This is a genomic window from Nonomuraea sp. NPDC048882 (assembly GCF_040649755.1).
Classification (GTDB): domain Bacteria; phylum Actinomycetota; class Actinomycetes; order Streptosporangiales; family Streptosporangiaceae; genus Nonomuraea; species Nonomuraea maheshkhaliensis.
The window spans coordinates 521,831-538,464 of the sequence record NZ_JBEZGB010000007.1 but is presented as its reverse complement, the minus strand read 5'-3'; the positions used below and the strand labels follow the sequence as shown (position 1 = coordinate 538,464).

The 16,634-nt window shown below is 69.4% G+C and carries 17 protein-coding genes; 12 read left to right on the top strand and 5 right to left on the bottom strand.

The window, feature by feature from the left end:
- Nucleotides 1-70 precede the first annotated feature (70 nt).
- Nucleotides 71-640: a helix-turn-helix domain-containing protein gene (locus AB0C27_RS27305; RefSeq protein ID WP_357848825.1), complete on the top strand. Its 570-nt coding sequence runs from the start codon at nucleotides 71-73 to the stop codon at nucleotides 638-640.
- Nucleotides 637-1,929 carry an MFS transporter gene (locus AB0C27_RS27300; protein ID WP_357848822.1) on the top strand — a complete coding sequence of 431 codons (1,293 nt, stop codon included), beginning with the start codon at nucleotides 637-639 and terminating at the stop codon, nucleotides 1,927-1,929. The genes AB0C27_RS27305 and AB0C27_RS27300 overlap by 4 nt, the downstream gene beginning before the upstream one ends.
- Here the strand turns inward: AB0C27_RS27300 and AB0C27_RS27295 are convergent.
- Nucleotides 1,877-2,722 carry a glutathione S-transferase C-terminal domain-containing protein gene (locus tag AB0C27_RS27295; protein ID WP_357848819.1) on the bottom strand — a complete coding sequence of 282 codons (846 nt, stop codon included), beginning with the start codon at nucleotides 2,720-2,722 and terminating at the stop codon, nucleotides 1,877-1,879. The genes AB0C27_RS27300 and AB0C27_RS27295 overlap by 53 nt on opposite strands.
- Before the next feature lie 45 nt (nucleotides 2,723-2,767).
- Here AB0C27_RS27295 and AB0C27_RS27290 point away from each other — a divergent pair, with 45 nt between their 5' ends.
- The 9 genes from AB0C27_RS27290 to AB0C27_RS27250 all read left to right on the top strand — a co-directional run bounded on the left by AB0C27_RS27290 (nucleotide 2,768) and on the right by AB0C27_RS27250 (nucleotide 12,904).
- On the top strand, nucleotides 2,768-3,826 hold the full coding sequence (locus tag AB0C27_RS27290; protein ID WP_357848816.1) for an MBL fold metallo-hydrolase: 1,059 nt from the start codon (nucleotides 2,768-2,770) through the stop codon (nucleotides 3,824-3,826).
- Nucleotides 3,827-3,877: 51 nt separating this feature from the next.
- A complete protein-coding gene (locus AB0C27_RS27285) occupies nucleotides 3,878-4,750 on the top strand; it encodes an SDR family NAD(P)-dependent oxidoreductase (protein WP_357848813.1) in 873 nt (290 codons plus the stop codon).
- A gap of 364 nt (nucleotides 4,751-5,114) precedes the next feature.
- Complete coding sequence (locus tag AB0C27_RS27280) at nucleotides 5,115-6,272, top strand: ROK family transcriptional regulator (protein WP_357848810.1); 1,158 nt, start codon at nucleotides 5,115-5,117, stop codon at nucleotides 6,270-6,272.
- Nucleotides 6,273-6,284: 12 nt separating this feature from the next.
- The gene (locus AB0C27_RS27275) at nucleotides 6,285-7,769 is read left to right on the top strand and encodes a sugar ABC transporter ATP-binding protein (RefSeq protein ID WP_357848807.1); all 1,485 of its coding nucleotides are present in this window, start codon (nucleotides 6,285-6,287) and stop codon (nucleotides 7,767-7,769) included.
- Complete coding sequence (locus AB0C27_RS27270; RefSeq protein WP_357848805.1) at nucleotides 7,769-8,776, top strand: ABC transporter permease; 1,008 nt, start codon at nucleotides 7,769-7,771, stop codon at nucleotides 8,774-8,776. The genes AB0C27_RS27275 and AB0C27_RS27270 overlap by 1 nt, the downstream gene beginning before the upstream one ends.
- Nucleotides 8,773-9,828, top strand: coding sequence for a substrate-binding domain-containing protein (locus AB0C27_RS27265; protein WP_357848802.1), 1,056 nt, complete (start codon nucleotides 8,773-8,775; stop codon nucleotides 9,826-9,828). Before AB0C27_RS27270 ends, AB0C27_RS27265 begins: the two co-directional genes overlap by 4 nt.
- Nucleotides 9,829-9,845: 17 nt before the next feature.
- Nucleotides 9,846-10,997, top strand: a complete 1,152-nt coding sequence (locus AB0C27_RS27260) for a Gfo/Idh/MocA family oxidoreductase (RefSeq protein ID WP_346111729.1) — start codon at nucleotides 9,846-9,848, stop codon at nucleotides 10,995-10,997.
- A complete protein-coding gene (locus AB0C27_RS27255) occupies nucleotides 10,994-12,001 on the top strand; it encodes a sugar phosphate isomerase/epimerase family protein (protein WP_346111742.1) in 1,008 nt (335 codons plus the stop codon). The genes AB0C27_RS27260 and AB0C27_RS27255 overlap by 4 nt, the downstream gene beginning before the upstream one ends.
- A 129-nt stretch (nucleotides 12,002-12,130) precedes the next feature.
- On the top strand, nucleotides 12,131-12,904 hold the full coding sequence (locus AB0C27_RS27250; protein ID WP_357848799.1) for a hypothetical protein: 774 nt from the start codon (nucleotides 12,131-12,133) through the stop codon (nucleotides 12,902-12,904).
- Between the two features lie 137 nt (nucleotides 12,905-13,041).
- On the opposite strand, the gene AB0C27_RS27245 is transcribed toward AB0C27_RS27250, so the two are convergent.
- From AB0C27_RS27245 to AB0C27_RS27235, 3 genes are read right to left on the bottom strand one after another with little or no spacing between them, the layout of a single operon-like run.
- Complete coding sequence (locus AB0C27_RS27245; RefSeq protein WP_357848796.1) at nucleotides 13,042-14,130, bottom strand: Zn-dependent alcohol dehydrogenase; 1,089 nt, start codon at nucleotides 14,128-14,130, stop codon at nucleotides 13,042-13,044.
- A gap of 22 nt (nucleotides 14,131-14,152) precedes the next feature.
- Nucleotides 14,153-14,344 carry a ferredoxin gene (locus AB0C27_RS27240; protein ID WP_346111726.1) on the bottom strand — a complete coding sequence of 64 codons (192 nt, stop codon included), beginning with the start codon at nucleotides 14,342-14,344 and terminating at the stop codon, nucleotides 14,153-14,155.
- Nucleotides 14,341-14,793, bottom strand: a complete 453-nt coding sequence (locus tag AB0C27_RS27235) for a pyridoxamine 5'-phosphate oxidase family protein (RefSeq protein WP_346111725.1) — start codon at nucleotides 14,791-14,793, stop codon at nucleotides 14,341-14,343. Before AB0C27_RS27235 ends, AB0C27_RS27240 begins: the two co-directional genes overlap by 4 nt.
- Nucleotides 14,794-14,878: 85 nt before the next feature.
- Here AB0C27_RS27235 and AB0C27_RS27230 point away from each other — a divergent pair, with 85 nt between their 5' ends.
- Nucleotides 14,879-15,508 (top strand): class I SAM-dependent methyltransferase, encoded by a 630-nt coding sequence (locus AB0C27_RS27230; protein WP_357848905.1) that lies wholly within the window; start codon nucleotides 14,879-14,881, stop codon nucleotides 15,506-15,508.
- A 15-nt stretch (nucleotides 15,509-15,523) separates the two neighbouring features.
- Here AB0C27_RS27230 and AB0C27_RS27225 read toward each other — a convergent pair whose 3' ends face one another.
- Complete coding sequence (locus AB0C27_RS27225) at nucleotides 15,524-16,504, bottom strand: DUF1702 family protein (RefSeq protein WP_357848792.1); 981 nt, start codon at nucleotides 16,502-16,504, stop codon at nucleotides 15,524-15,526.
- Nucleotides 16,505-16,634 lie beyond the last annotated feature (130 nt).

The following is a 16,634-nucleotide window of genomic DNA, read 5'->3' as shown; positions in this document are numbered from 1 at the left end:
CGGGGAACCCGGGAGCGGAAACCGCAAAATTCACTTTGCAAAATTCGCTTTGCGGTTTATCGTCGGTCGTATGCAGGAGTCGTACAAGATCACCGACCCGCAGGTGCTCAGGGCGGTCACCCATCCGCTGCGGGCCCGCCTGCTCGGTCTGCTGCGCGCCGACGGCCCGGCCACCGCGAGCGAGCTCGGCCGCAAGATGGGCGAGAGCTCCGGCTCGACCAGCTACCACCTCCGCGAGCTGTTCAAGTTCGGCTTCATCGAGGAGGACGACGACCGGCGCGACGGCCGTGAGCGCCGCTGGCGGGCGCGCCACCGCTACACCTCGTGGAACAGCAGGGAGATGTCCGACACCCCTGAGGGGCGCGAGGTGATCAAGGTCATGCGGCTGTGGCAGGCCGAGGCGCTCGGGCAGGTCGTGCAGGAGTTCGACGAGGCCGAGTGGTCTCCTGAGTGGGTGGAGACGGCCGGCATGAGCGACCACATCGCCGAGCTGCCGCCGGCCGGGCTGGCGGAGTTCATGGCGCGCACGGAGGAGATCCTGCGCGAGCTGACCGCCCGCCACGCGGGGGCTCCCGACATCGAGCAGGTACGGATCTGGGTGGGGGGCTTCCCCAGAGCCCGGGAGGAGAGATCATCATGACCGCGCGATCGGCGTACCGGCGTTACCTGCTCGTCAGCTTCCTGACCTGGCTGCCCGTGGGGCTCATGGCGGCCGGCATGGTGCTGCTGATGAGCGAGAGGGGGCTCGGCCTGGCCCAGATCGGCCTGGTGATCACCGTCTACTCGCTCGTGGCCGTCTGCCTGGAGCTGCCCACGGGCGGCTTCGCCGACGTCGTGGGGCGGCGCGTGGTGCTGGCCGCCTCGGCCGCGGTCACGGTGGCGGCGCTCGCGCTGATCAGCGTGTCCACGACGTTCTGGATGTTCGTGGCGAGCGGCGTGCTGAAGGGCGTGGCCAGGGCGCTGTCCAGCGGCCCGGCCACCTCCTGGTACGTCGACACGCTGCACGGCATCGAGGGCCGGGACGCCGACCTCAAACCGGGCCTGGCCGGGGGCAGCGCGATGGAGTCCGTGGCCCTGTGCGTGGGCGTGCTGGCGGGTGGCGCCCTGCCGCTCCTGGTGCCGCCCTCGCTGATCTTCCCGCTGGCCGCGCCGTCCATGGTGGGCGCGGTGGCGGCGCTGGTGCTGCTGGTGGTGGTGCTCATCGCGATGCCCGAGCCGGCCCACGAGCGCCGCTCGTTCGGCGGCGTCCTGCGCGAGGTTCCCGCCACGGTGGCGGGTGGCGTCAGGCTCGCGCTGCGGGGCGCGGTGCTGCGCCGGCTCATGCTCGCCGCCGTCGTCTCCGGCGTCGTCCTGACCGGCATCGAGCTGCTCACGCCCGGCCGGCTGGCCGAGCTGGCGGGCACGGCCGAGCGCGGCAGCCTGGCCTACGCGGTGGTGGCGGCGCTCGGGTTCGCCGGCAGCGCGGCGGGCAGTTCGCTCGCGCCCCGCGCGGCGCGGCTGGCGGGCGGCTCCGCGCGGGGCGCCATCGCGGGGACGGTGCTGATGGCGCTCTCGGTCGCCGCGCTGGCCGCCACGGCGGACCTCCGCGGCGCCGCGGGGCTGGTGAGCGCCGGGCTGGCCTACGTCGCGCTCTTCGTGGGCCTCGCGGTGGCGGGCGTGCTGTGCCTGGAGATGACCCACAAAGCGGTCACCGCCGCCGAGCGCACCACGGTCACCTCGACCAGTTCGCTGTCCCTTCAGGGCGGCGGGGCCGCGGCCAACCTCGCGCTCGGCGCCCTGGCCGCCCAGGCCGGCCTGCCGGTGGCGTGGGGGATCACGGCGGCGGTGGCGCTGGTCTCGGTGCTGGTGTTCGTCCGGATGCCCCTGGTCGGGGTGGTCACAAGCTCCAGTCCAGATCAGGTCCTACCGGCACGATCCGGCTCGGGTTGATGCCGGGCTGGGTGAGGTAGTAATGACGCTTGATCTGGTCGAAGTCGGTGGTTTCGCCGAAGGCCGGGATGGCATGCAGCCGGCGCGCGTACGCCCAGAGTGCCGGATAGTCCACCAGCCGGCGGACCGAGCACTTGAAGTGCGTGTGATAGACCGCGTCGAACCTGGCCAGAGTCGTGTAGAGGCGCACATCGCTGTCGGTGAGCGTGTCGAAGAGGTGCTCCGACCCGGCCAGGCGCACCTCCAGGAAGTCGAGGGTGGTGAACACCCGCGCGACCGCCTCCTCGTACACCTGCTGGTCACGGGAGAAGCCGGCCTCGTAGACCGCGTTGTTGAGGCCGTGGTAGAGGCGGTCGTTCATGATGTCGATGTCGGGGCGCAGGCGTTCCGGATAGAGGTCGGGGGAGGTCCCCCATGACGTCTCCAGGTCGAGGGTGATCTGGGGGAAGTCGTTGGTGACGATCCGCTTGTCCTGGGTGTCCCAGATGCAGGGGACGGTGTAGCGGCCCGTGTAGTCGGGGTCGGTGGCGAGGTAGAGCTCCGACAGGTATTCCGGGTCGCCGCCAGGGACGCGCCAGCCCTTCTCGTCCCTGATGGGGTCCACAATCGTGACGTCCAGCAGGTCCTCCAGGCCGAGGAGCGCGCGGACGATCAGCACCCGCTGGGCCCACGGGCAGGCGTAGGAGGCGTAGAGCCGGTAGCGGCCGGGCTCGGGCGGGCCCAGGCGATCGGTGAAACGGTTGGGCTGCCGGACGAAGCGGCCATCGGCGTCGAACTCGCGGCTCGGCTTCATGACCCCAGTAGAACACGATTCGGGCGCAGAACTATATTCGGGCGTGTGGCGAAATTTGTGGTGACACCCTCGAACGCGGCGCAGCGGGAGGCGTGGGTAGGCGGGACGATCCCGGACGTCGAGCGGGTACGGCCGGGAGTGTGGTCGGTCCCGGTGCCGATCCCGATCAACCCCCTCCGGTACGTGCTGGTCTACGTCCTCGAACTGCCCGACGGCGTGGCGATCATCGACGCCGGCTGGAACACCGACGAGGCGTACGACGCGCTCGTCGCGGGCCTGGGCGTGGCCGGGTACGCGATCACCGACGTCAAGGGCGTGCTCGTCACCCACATCCACCCCGACCACTACGGCCTGGCCGGACGGGTCCGCGAGATGTCCGGCGCCTGGATCGCGCTGCATCCCGCGGACGCCCGCCTGGTGCGCGAACGCTACGACGACGCGGCCATCGACTCCCTCGTCCAGCGCGAGCGGGCGCTGCTGCAGCGCTGCGGCGTCCCCGAGCTGACCCTGGACGAGCTGGCGGGGGCGTCCATGATGATCAGGCACATGGTCTCGATGGCCAGGCCCGACCGGCTGATCGAGGACGGCGAGGAACTCGGCCTGCCCGGCTGGGACCTGCGGGCCGTCTGGACGCCAGGACACTCGCCCGGCCACCTGTGCTTCGTCTCTCCCGAGCGCAAGGTGCTGTTCTCGGGTGACCACGTGCTGGCGAAGATCACGCCCATCGTGGCCGTGCACCCCCAGTCGGGGCCCAACCCGCTGGCCGACTACCTCGACTCACTGGCCGCCGTACGCAAGCTGGACGTGGACGAGGTGCTGCCCGCGCACGAGTTCCGCTTCCTCGAACTGGCCGAACGGGTGGACACCGTGATGGCGCACCACGACGAGCGGCTGGCCGAGATCGAACGGGTGCTCGGCGCGGCAGGGGCGTCGTCGTGCTGGGAGGTGGCCACCCGGTTGACCTGGTCGCGGCCGTGGGAGACGATCCCGCCGTTCATGCGGCGCTCGGCCAACAACGAGACGCTGGCTCACCTGGCGTGGTTGGAGGCGAAGGGACGGGTAGTGCGGCAGGCGGGTGAGCCGGACCTGTGGCTGAAGCCCTGAGGCGGTTATCGTACTCATACTAGAATGTTGTTCTCCTGCGCGGGAGGTTCGATGCTTCGGTTCGATGACAGGGTCGCGATCATCACGGGGGCCGGGCACGGCCTCGGCAAGTCACACGCCCTCCTGCTGGCCGAGCGGGGCGCCAAGGTCGTCGTCAACGACCTCGGCGGCGCGCTCGACGGCACGGGCGCCTCGACGGGGCCGGCCGCCGAGGTCGCCGACCTCATCACGAAGAACGGCGGCCAGGCGGTGGCCAACGCCGACGACATCTCCACGCCCGAAGGGGCCAGGGCCGTCGTCCAGGCGGCGGTGGACGCGTTCGGCAAGGTCGACATCGTCGTCAACAACGCGGGCATCCTGCGCGACAAGTCGTTCGGGAAGATGACGGTCGAGGAGTTCGACGCGGTGCTGGCCGTGCACGTACGCGGCTCGTACCTGGTCAGCCAGGCCGCTTACCCGCTGATGAAGGCGGCCGGTTACGGGCGCGTCGTCAACACCTCCAGCCCGGCAGGGCTCTTCGGCAACTTCGGGCAGGCCAACTACTCCACCGCCAAGATGGGCCTGGTCGGCCTGACCAAGACGATCGGCATCGAGGGCGCGCGCAACGGCATCAAGGCCAACGCGATCGCCCCCGTCGCCTGGACCCGGATGACGGAGGCGCTGCTGCCGGCCGAGTTCGAGGCCAAGTTCACGCCCGAGCGGGTCAGCGCGCTGGTCGCCTATCTCGTGCACGAGTCGTGCGAGGCCAGCGGTGAGGTCTTCACCGTCGGCGGCGGGCGGGTGGCGCGGGTGTTCGTGGCCGAGGGGCCCGGCTGGAAGACCGACGACGTCACGCCCGAGGCGATCGAGGCCAACTGGGGGGCGGTCATGGCCGAGCAGCCGTACGTGCTGACGGCCGGCGACTCGATGAAGGCGATGCTCTGACGACGGTGCTCTGACGGTGCTCTGACGGGGCTAGGGCGGTGTCGTGGCTGTTAACGAGGCGGTAACGGTATCGCGGCCGGTCGCGGCGCTCTGACCGGGCCGTCGCCGTCCGCGACGATCTGACTGCGCCGCGGTCGCGAACCACCTCCACGTGCCGCCGCGTCGGGCTCCGCCCCAGGTGAAGCCGGGTTTTCCGGGCGCCGGTCCCCTGACAGGGGCCGGCGCTTCGCACGTCCGCCCGATGTCGGAAATGTCGATACGAACGGGTTGGAACCCCGCCTTTGTTCGATCTCCGGCGGAAGTTGGGGGAGTTTGGTCGATTATCACTCTTGATTTGCCGCATCGGTGATCTTATTGTCGCGGCATGACCCCCCTGCCGGGCTCCGCCGGCGACGTGCTGACACTGATCAGTGCGGGCTCCGCGACGACCCGTTCCGATCTGGCGAAGCTGACCGGCCTGGCCAGATCCACGATCTCCCAGCGCGTCGACGCGCTGATCGAACGCGGACTCGTCGAGGAGACCGAGAGCGGCGAGTCCACCGGCGGCCGACCGCCGCGCCAGCTGCGCCTGCACACCGAGGAGCACGCCTTCGCCGGCGTGGACCTCGGTGCCACGCACTGCCGGGTGGCGCTGATGGACATCTCGGGCGAGGTGCTGGCCGAGTGCGAGGACGGGCTGCTGATCGGGGAGGGCCCTGAGACGGTGCTCGCCCACGTGGACCAGCGGCTCGACCACCTGCTCGACCGGGTCGGACGGCCCCGTTCCGCGCTGCGGGCCATCGGCATCGGCGTGCCGGGGCCGGTGGAGTTCGCCACCGGACGGCCGAACAACCCGCCGATCATGCCGGGCTGGAACGACTACCCCGTCCCCGAGTACTTCGACGGCGTCGAGGTCTTGGTGGACAACGACGTCAACGTGATGGCGCTGGGCGAGCACCGCAACGCCTTCCCCGGCGCCGGCCACCTGCTGTTCGTCAAGGTCGGCACCGGCATCGGCTGCGGCATCATCGCCGAGGGCACGCTCCACCGGGGCGCCCAGGGCTCGGCCGGCGACATCGGGCACATCCGGGTCAGCGGCCACGACGACGCCGGCTGCCGGTGCGGCAACAGCGCCTGCCTCGAAGCCGTGGCCGGTGGGGCCGCGATCGCGCGGAGGCTGAGCGAGCTGGGCCTGTCGGCCGAGTCGGGAGGCGACGTGGTGGCGCTCGTGCAGGCGGGCGACACGCAGGCGCTGCGCCTGGTCAGGGAGGCCGGCCGGCTGATCGGCGAGGTGCTGGCCGGCCTGGTCAACTTCTTCAACCCCGAGGTCATCGTCATCGGCGGCGCGCTGTCGCGGGTGCACGAGCATCTGCTGGCCGGGATCAGGGAGACGGTCTACCGCAGATCGCTGCCGCTGGCCACGCACCATCTGTCCATCACGCCGAGCCGTACCGGCATCAACGCCGCCGCGCTCGGCGCCGGAATCCTAGCGATCGAGCACTATCTGTCACCCGACAACATCAACCGCATCGTCAACGCCTGAAAGGGACTTCCGATGCTGGTCATGCAGGGCATCGTCAAGCAGTTCCCCGGCGTGCGCGCGCTGGACGGGGTCGATCTGGACGTACGCGCGGGCGAGGTGCACTGCCTGCTCGGCCAGAACGGCGCCGGAAAATCCACCCTGATCAAAGTGCTCGCCGGAGTGCACCAGCCGGACGAGGGCACCATTTTGTTCAACGGGAGCGAAGTACGTCCCGGGAGCCCCATCGACGCCATCAAACTCGGCTTCGCCACCATCTACCAGGAACTCGACCTGGTCGACGGGCTCAGCGTGGCCGAGAACATCTTCCTCGGCCACGAGCACGCCCGCCTGGGCTTCGTCAACAGAGGCGAGGGCAGGCGCGCCGCGCGCGAGGTGCTCGAACGCCTGGGCCATCCGGAGATCCGCCCGTCGGCCGAGGTCGGCCGGCTGTCGCCGGCGGCCAAGCAGGTCGTCTCGATGGCCCGCGCGCTCTCGCACGACGCGCGCCTGATCATCATGGACGAGCCGTCCGCCGCCCTCGCCCACGACGAGGTGGCCAACCTCTTCCGCATCATCCGCGAGCTCACCGCCCAGGGTGTGGCCGTGGTCTACATCTCCCACCGCCTGGAGGAGATCCGCGAGATCGGCGACCGGGTCACGGTGCTGAAGGACGGCCGTACGGTCGCCGTCGGCCTGTCCGCGAGCGAGACCCCGACCACGCAGATCGTCTCTCTGATGACGGGCAGGAACGTCGAGTACGTCTTCCCGCCCAGGGGCGGCCGCGAGCCGGGCGAGGAGGTGCTGCGCGTGGAGAACCTCACCTCGCCCGGCGTCTTCTCCGACGTCTCGTTCTCGGTGCGGGCGGGCGAGATCGTGGGCCTGGCCGGGCTCGTCGGCTCGGGCCGCTCGGAGATCCTCGAAGCCGTGTACGGCGCCCGCCCCGCCTCGGGCCGCGTCCTGCTCGAAGGCCGCCCGGTGCGCCGCGGCGTCGTCGGCACGGTCAAGCGCGGCATGGGCCTGGCCCCCGAGGAACGCAAGGCCCAGGCCCTGCTCCTCGACCAGAGCGTGACTGCCAACATCACGCTGGGCACCCTGCCGGGCTTCTCCAAGTTCGGCTGGATCGACCGCAAACGTGAGCTGGACGAGGCCAAGCGCCTTTCCGAAATGCTCGATATCCGGCCACCCGACCCGGAACGCCCGATCCGCACCCTGTCGGGCGGCAACCAGCAGAAGGCCGTGCTCGCCCGCTGGCTGCTCGGCGGCACCAAGCTGCTCCTGCTCGACGAACCGACCAGAGGCGTGGACGTGGGCGCCAGGGCCGAGCTGTACGCGGTCATCCACGACCTCGCCGAGCAGGGCATCGGCGTGCTCCTGGTCTCCAGCGAGGTGCCCGAGGTGCTCGGCCTGGCGGACCGGGTGCTCGTGCTGCGCGAAGGGGCCGTCATCCACGAGGGCGAGGCCGAAGGGCTGGACGAGCACCGTGTACTGGACATGATCATGAATGGGAGGGCGGCGTGATGAGCGAGCCCACGACGGACCGGCCCCCGGGGAAGACGGCCGCCCTGTCACTGCCGTCGATCCGCGGCGTCGGAGAGATGCGCCACCTCGGCCTGTTCGGCGCGCTGGCGCTGCTGGTCGTGGTCGGCCTGGTCACCCGGCCGGACAACTTCGCGACCGCCTCCAACCTGATCAGCATCCTGTCGCTGGCGGCCACCATCGGCGTGATCACGGTCGGGGCCACGTTCGTCATCATCGGCGGCGGCATCGACCTGTCGGTGGGCGCGATCATGGCTCTGGCCTCGGTCTGGGCGACGACGCTGGCCACGCAGTCGTACGGGCCGGTGGTGATGTCGATCTGCGCGATCCTCGTCGGCACCGGGGCGGGGCTGGTCAACGGGTGGCTGATCGCCTACGGGCGGCTGGTGCCGTTCATCGCCACGCTGGCCATGCTGGTGGCCGCGCGCGGCCTGGCTCAGCGCATGTCCGACCGCAAGACGCAGCTGATCTCGTCCGACAACGCGGCCATCGTGGATCTGTCGACCACCCGCGTGGCCGGCATCCCGCTGCTCGTCTACGTCTTCGCCCTCGTCGTGATACTCGGGTGGGTGCTGCTCAACCGCACGACGTTCGGGCGGCGTACGTACGCGGTCGGCGGCAACCCCGAGGCGGCCCGCCTGGCCGGCATCGACGTGCGCAGGCACACGATGCTGCTCTACGCCCTGTCCGGGCTGTGCTGCGGCATCGCGGCCATCCTGATCATGGCGCGCACCACCACCGGCTCGTCCACCCACGGCGACCTGTACGAGCTCGACGCGATCGCCGCGGTGATCATCGGCGGCACGCTGCTCACCGGAGGGCGAGGCACGATCATGGGCTCCATCCTGGGCCTGCTGATCTTCACCCTCATCACCAACCTGTTCATCCTCAACGGCCTCAACACCAGCGACCAGCTGATCGCCAAGGGCCTGATCATCGTCGTCGCCGTCCTTCTCCAGCGGCGGAACCTGAAGGAGAGAGCACCATGAGTGACAACGTCGCGCGCAGGGGATTCCTCGTCGGCGGTCTCGGCGGAGCCGTTCTCTTAGCGACCGGCTGCACCAGCAACGAGCCGGCGGCCGCTCCGTCGAGCGCGGCCCCGGCTCCGGCCCAGGCGACCGGTGGCAACGACCAGCCGGGCACCAAGGTCGTGATCGGATTCTCGGCCCCGGCCGCCGACCACGGCTGGATCGCGGCCATCGCCAAGAACGCCGAGAGCGCCGCCAAGCAGTATTCCGACATCGAGTTCAAGCCCGTCGAGCCCACCAACGACATCAACCAGCAGATCTCCGCGGTCGAGTCGCTGATCGCGGCCAAGGTGAACGCGCTGGTGATCCTGCCCAACGACGGCCAGCAGCTCAACCAGGTCGCGCTGCAGGCCACCGAGGCGGGTATCCCGGTGATCAACCTCGACCGCATCTTCCCCGACAAGCTCGCCTACCGGACCTGGATCGGCGGCGACAACTACGGCATGGGCGTGGCCGCCGGCCACTACATCGGCAAGGAGCTCAAGAGCAAGAACGTGACGAACCCCGTGATCGTCGAGATCCAGGGCATCGCCACGCTCCCCCTGACCCAGGACCGCAGCAAGGGCTTCGCCGACGCGCTCAAGACGTACGGGTTCAAGGTCACGGCCCAGCAGGACGCCCAGTTCACCGTCGAGACCGGCAACGAGGTGGCCACCTCGCTGCTCCAGGCGCACAAGAAGATCGACGCGCTCTGGAACCACGACGACGACCAGGGCGTGGGCGTGCTCGCCGCCATCAAGGAGGCGAACCGCAACGAGTTCATCATGGTCGGCGGCGCCGGATCGCTGAACGCGATGAAGGAGATCCAGACGGGCACGTCCGTGCTCAAGGCGACGGTCACCTACAGCCCGACCATGGCCTCCTCGGCGATCAAGCTGGCGCGTCTGATAGCACAGGGGAAGGGCATGAGTGATCTGGTGGAGAACCAGGTTCCCCAGTCGATCACACTCGCGTCCGAGACCATCACCAAGGACAACGTCGAGAAGTACCTGGCGCTCGGCTTCGAGTCCTGATCCTGATCGGGGGTTGCATGTCAGACAGAACCACCATCGGCGTGGGCATGGTCGGCTACGCCTTCATGGGCCGTGTCCACTCCCAAGCCTGGCGAAGCGTGGGCGCCTTCTTCGACCTGCCGCTGGCACCGCGCATGGCGGTGCTCTCCGGCAGGTCCAAGGAGCGCACCGAGGCGGCCGCCGCGCAGCTCGGCTGGGACGCCGTCGAGACGGACTGGAGAGAGCTGGTCAAGCGCGACGACGTGCAGATCGTCGACATCTGCACGCCGGGCGACTCCCACGCCGAGATCGCCATCGCCGCGTTGCAGGCCGGCAAGCACGTACTCTGCGAGAAGCCGCTGGCCAACACCGTGGCCGAGGCCGAGGCCATGGTGGCGGCCGCCGCCGTGGCGCCGGGCAAGAGCATGGTGGCCTTCAACTACCGGCGGGTGCCCGCGATCGCGCTCGCCCGCCGGTACGTCGAGGAGGGCCGGATCGGCGAGATCAGGCACGTACGCGCCGCGTACCTGCAGGATTGGATCGTCGATCCGGAGTTCCCGCTGGTCTGGCGGCTGCAGAAGGACAAGGCGGGCGCCGGCGCGCTGGGTGACATCGGCTCGCACATCGTCGACGCCGCCCAGTTCATCACCGGCCAGAACGTGGTGGGCGTGTCCGCGCTGACGGAGACGTTCATCAAGGAGCGGCCGCTGGCGGCGGAGTCGGCGGGGCTGGGCGCCACTGGCTCCTCCGCCCGCGGCACCGTCACCGTCGACGACGCCGCGCTGTTCATCGGCCGGCTGTCGGGCGGCGCGGTGGCCTCCTTCGAGGCCACCCGCTTCGCCAACGGGCGCAAGAACGCGATGCGCATCGAGATCAACGGCTCGCGCGGCAGCCTGGCCTTCGACTTCGAGGCGATGAACGAGCTCTGGTACAGCGCCGACGGCGGCGGCTTCGAGCGCATCCTGGTCACCGAGCCCGACCACCCGTACGTCGGCGCCTGGTGGCCGCCCGGCCACGGACTCGGCTACGAGCACACCTTCACCCACGAGATCAAGGACTTCCTGGAAGCGGTCGCCACCGGAGCCGACCCGACGCCCTCGTTCGCCGACGGGCTGCGGGTGCAGCGGGTGCTGGAGGCGGTCGAGCGCAGCGCGGCTGAGGGTAGCCGCTACACGGACGTGGAGGACTGATGAGACCAGTCACGCTGTTCACGGGACAGTGGGCCGACCTGCCCTTCGAGGAGGTGTGCAGGCTGGCGGCCGAATGGGGCTACGACGGCCTGGAGATCGCCTGCTCGGGTGACCACTTCGACGTGGCCCAGGCCGTGTCGGACCCGTCGTACGTGGAGCAGAAGCGCGCGCAACTGGACAAGCACGGCCTGAAGGTATGGACGATCTCCAACCACCTCGTGGGCCAGGCCGTGTGCGACCATCCCATCGACGAGCGGCACAAGGCCATCCTCCCGGCGCGCATCTGGGGCTCGGGTGACCCCGAGTCCGTGCGCCAGGCGGCGGCCGAGGACCTGAAGAACACCGCCCGCGCCGCCGCGCTGCTCGGCGTGGACACCGTGGTGGGCTTCACGGGCTCGTCGATCTGGCACACGGTCGCGATGTTCCCGCCGGTGCCCGCCTCCATGGTGGACGCCGGCTACCAGGACTTCGCCGACCGCTGGAACCCGATCCTCGACGTCTTCGACGAGGTCGGGGTGCGTTTCGCGCACGAGGTGCACCCGAGCGAGATCGCCTACGACTACCACACCACCGTGCGCACCCTGGAGGCCATCGGCCACCGGCCCGCGTTCGGCCTCAACTGGGACCCCTCCCACATGGTGTGGCAGGACATCGACCCGGTCGGCTTCATCCTCGACTTCAAGGACCGCATCTACCACGTGGACTGCAAGGACACGCGGGTCCGGGTCGGCGACGGCCGCAAGGGCCGCCTGTCGTCGCACCTGCCGTGGGCGGACATGCGCCGAGGCTGGGACTTCGTCTCGACCGGCCGCGGCGACGTGCCGTGGGAGGACTGCTTCAGGGCGCTGAACTCGATCGGGTACGAAGGTCCGATCTCGATCGAGTGGGAGGACGCGGGGATGGACCGGCTGGACGGGGCCAAGGAGGCACTGTCCTACATCCGCACCCTCAACTCCATCACCCCGCCGACCACGGCCTTCGACGCGGCCTTCTCGACCACGTAACAGCCGCTTTTGAGCGCCCCCCGGCCCTCTGGGCCGGGGGGCGCACGGCTCTCTCCATCGGTAGAGAAGCTCTCAGAGGTGAGCGCCTCTGCTATGCATGTCATGGAGCAATTACCTGGGGAGACAGTGATGGCTGCAGGGTTGACGGATGCGCTGGGATTCCGATGGGACAGAGAGTCGATCAGACAGGACGTCGGCGTTCATTCGGTTGAGCGGGCGGTTTGGAGGTACCAGCGCGCGCTTCCCGAGTTCGTATGGGACGCGGCCGCTCTGGAAGGAAATCCGTTCACCTATCCAGAGGTGCAGACCCTCATGGAGGGCATCACCGTGGGCGGTCGGAAGCTCAGCGATGAACGGCAGGTGATCAATCTAGCCGAGTCGGCCAGAGAACTTGTGCGCGTCGTGAAGGCGGAAAAGTTCAGACTCGACAAGCCCACGTCGGATCACTTCCAGAAGTTGATCGCCGAAGGTGAGGCCCTTGAGGTCGGGCATTTCAGAGGAGAGGGTCCCCTCACCCTGACGCCCGGGGTCAGCCTAGGCTCACACGGCAGGTACATGCCGCCTCCGACGGTGCCAGGGGGCGCGAATCTGCGGCAGATCTTCTCGGACGGGGTGCAGGCCATCTACGCCGAGATACAGTCGCCGTTCGAGCAGGCCATCGCGTACTTCCTGTTCGCGGCCCTGCAGCGGTTCTATTTCGACGGCAACAAGCGAACCGGCCGCACCATGATGAACGGTCACCTCATGTCGAACGGGATGGACGCCATCAGCGTGCCCGCTGTCCGGAGAGCCGAGTTCAACACCACAATGGTCGACTTCTACCGGACCAAGGACGCGACGGCCACGTTCGCCTTCCTCACCTCGTGCCACCCGGACTTCGAGGAGCCTCCGGGAGTCCTGTGACGCGTATCCTTTCACCCCGCTACGGCAATGAAAGGATAGTCGTTATCCTTTCACGCTCGGGGGCGGCGTGAAAGGATAACGACCAGCATTTGGGGGATTCGCCCGGTTTGCTTCGGTTGGGGTTCGGCTTCCTGGCGTCAGTCCATGATGACGATCTGGCGGAGGACCTCGCCGCCGCGCAGGGCCGCTACGGCGTCGTTGAGGTCGGCGAGGCGGATTCTGGCGCTGATCATGGACTCCAGGTCGAGCAGGCCCGTCTTGTGCAGCTTGGCGAAGTACGGGAAGTCGTGGCGGACGTCGGCCTCGCCGTACAGGCTGGACAGCAGGTTCTTGCCTTCGAAGAGGAGGCTGAAGGCGGAGATGGACACCATGTCGTCCATCGCCCCGGCCCCGACCACGATGACGTCGCCGCCCGCACGGGTGAGTTGCCAGGCGCTCTGGATCGTGGCGGCCTTGCCGACCACCTCGAAGCCGTAGTCGAAGCCGCCGCCGCCCGTGAGCTCGTTCAGGGCCTCGGGGACCTGCTCGGGAGTCACCGCGTGCGTCGCCCCGACCTTCTTGGCGAGTGCGTGCTTGGACTCCAGCGGGTCCACCGCGAGGATCGTCCTGGCGCCGGAGACGCGGGCGCCCTGGATGACGGACAGGCCGACGCCGCCGCAGCCGATCACCACGACCGTGGAGCCCGGCCGCACCTTCGCGGTGTTGATCGCGGCGCCCACGCCGGTCGTGATGCCGCAGCCGATCAGGGCCGCGGCCTCCCAGGAGACGTCCTCGTCGATCTTGATCGCGCCCTGCCAGGGCACGATGATCTCCTCCGCCCAAGTGCCGCACCCGGCCATCCCGAAGACCGTCGCGTCGTCGCCGCCGAGGCGGAAGTTGCCCTTGGAGAAGGACTCGATGACGTACTTCATGCACAGGTACGGCTGCCCGCCCACGCACAGCTCGCACTCCTGGCAGGCGGGGCGCCAGGAGATGACCACGTGGTCGCCGGGTTTGACCGAGCTGACGTGCTCGCCCACCTCGACCACCTCGCCGGCGCCCTCGTGGCCCGGGATGAGCGGCACGGGTTGCGGCAGCACGCCGGTCATGGCCGACAGGTCCGAGTGGCAGACACCCGTGGCTCTGATCCGCACGCGTACGTCGGTCGGCCCGACGGGGGCCAGGGTGACGTCGTCCCGGATGTCGAGCTTGTCGTTGCCTACGGCGTGCAGGATCGCGGCGCGCATGGGGTTCCTCCTCGTGCCTGGGCTATTCCTCGAGGGACAGAGCGGCTTTCGGGCAGGACCTGACCGCGTGGCGGACGCGGTCCTGCGTCTCGGGGGGTGGTTGCGGGAGCAGGATGTGCAGCTGGTCGTCGTCGTCCAGCTCGAACACCTCCGGCGCGAGCCCCGTGCACACGGCGTTGGCTTCGCAGACCAGCTCGTCCACCTTGACCTTCATGTGAGCCTCCTGTGATCCCATGAGACCACTTTGGTGCGCTCGACGACGTACGCAACCCGTTTGAGGCCGGTTTTCTCCACGTACGGACGCAGCAGCTCGTCCGGTACGCCGGGCGTCATCCTGCGGGCGATGGTCATGCCGATGTCCATGACGCGGTCGCGGTCGTCGACCCTGCGGGCGGTGCCGTACACCAGGACGCCGCGCAGCTGGTCGTAGTCGTCGCCGGTCTCGACCAGGCAGCTCACCCGGGGGTCGCGGGACAGGTTGCGGGCCTTCTGCGCCTTCGCGTAGGTCCAGAAGGCGATCTCCCCGCCCGCGAGGCCGTAGAACATGGTCACCAGGTGCGGGGTGCCGTCGGCGTTGATGGTGGCCAGCTGCACCTTGCGCGAGCTCTCCAGGAAGGCGGTGACGTCGTCGTCCGACATGGCGATGCGTGCGCGCTGATTCACGTGCCAAGTAGAACAGGTTGCAGAACGGCCCGGCAAGAGCCCGCCGGAATGTTATTCGGTTCGGCTAGGGTGCATGCCTATGTCGATGCCGTCAGAGCTGCTGTACGCGGCCAAGCACGCCAAGGGATTCATGCCGCAGGACGAGGGCCTGGCCTTGTTCGAGGCGGCCTGCCGGTACGGCAAGCTCGGCCCCATCTGCGAGATCGGCACCTACTGCGGCAAGTCGGCGATCTACCTCGGTGCGGGGGCCAGGAAGTCCGGCTCGGTGGTCGTCACCGTCGACCACCACCGCGGCTCCGAGGAGATCCAGCCGGGCTGGGCGCACCACGACCCGACGCTGGTGGACCCGCGCTTCGGCAAGATGGACTCACTGCCGACCTTCAGGACCACGATCGCCGCCGCCGGCCTGGAGGAGGAGGTGATCGCCGTCGTCGGCAGGTCCGAGCGGGTGGCCGCGCTCTGGAGCACGCCGCTGGCCATGCTGTTCATCGACGGCGGCCACTCCGAGGAGCCGGTGACCCGCGACTACGAGGGCTGGGCGCCGCACGTCATGACGGGCGGGGCGCTGGTCTTCCACGACATCTATCCCGATCCGGCCGACGGCGGGCAGGCGCCGTTCCAGGTCTATCGGCGGGCGCTGGCGTCTGGGGCGTTCGAGGAGGTGTCGGTGACGGGGTCGCTGCGGGTGCTGGAGCGGGTAGGCCCGGGAATCTGAGCCTTCACAAGGCGGTCAGCAGCGGTGGCGGCGGTTCCAGGAGCGGCGGATCTGCGACTGCCAGCGCTGGAAGTCCTCGTGCGTGTGCGCCTCGTGCCCGAGCGCGATGAGCGCCTGGTCCGTCCACGAGGCCGCCTCCTCCGGGTCGGTCCCGGCCAGGATCGGCACGGCCCGCGCGACGTGCGCGGGCAGCTCTCCCGAACGCAGCCGCGCGGCGACCGCGAAGGCGCACCCCTGGGCCAGGTACGCGCGGAACCCGTCGGCCCCCGCGTGCTCGGTCAGCCACCACAGCTCGTCGGCCTCGGCCCCGCCCGTGTACGTGGCCGCGAACCCGACCCCGCTCCACAGGTCGGCCCGCCGCGGCGCGGGAAAACCGCCGATCCGCGTGGCCGCGTCGTCGGGGGAGGCGCCGTCGTGGTACCACAGCAGCCGCCCGAGCCCCTGGTCGAAGACCGCGCAGTGCGCCCTGGTGAGCAGGTCGGGCATGGTCCGCTCGCCCACCAGGCGATCGGTCCTGGTCAGCCCCATCTGGAAGCCGAACCCGTCCACCGCCAGCCAGCGCAGCAGCGGATGGGCCCGGCGCGCGCCCCACACCGGGCGCAGCCGTACGAGTGCGTACCCGCGGCCGGCGCCCAGGTAGGCGGCGTGGCGGTGATGCTGGGCGGGGCCGGCCAGTAGCTCGTGAAGGCGCCGGCCCCGGGTCAGGGTGAGCAGGTCGAGTACGGTGCAGGCGGCGGCCGCTCCCTCGTAGCCGAAGGGCCGCTGCTCGTGCGGGATCTCCTCGATCTTCTCTGTCTCGCGTGACATCACCGCGTTGTAGCCGAAGACGTACGAACTCTCGGCCTTCGTGAAGACCATCCGCGAAGGCCCGCCCCTGGACCGGAATCTCCGCCGGCCCAGATCGGACTCCAGCGGATCCTTGGCCAGGAATCTGCGCAACCCTCTGGCCCGCGACACCTGCGGCTCAGCCGCCGGATGGGTCCTGACCTGGTCCAAGAACGATGTTGTGCCCGTGTCGCCCACGCTTCCCCCGAAGACGCCTCGTACGGCCAGACACGAAGCTAGTAACCCCATTGCGCCGTTCGACGGCGGCGCACCGGTTGTCCCCGGCAAAGAACCGGCAAAA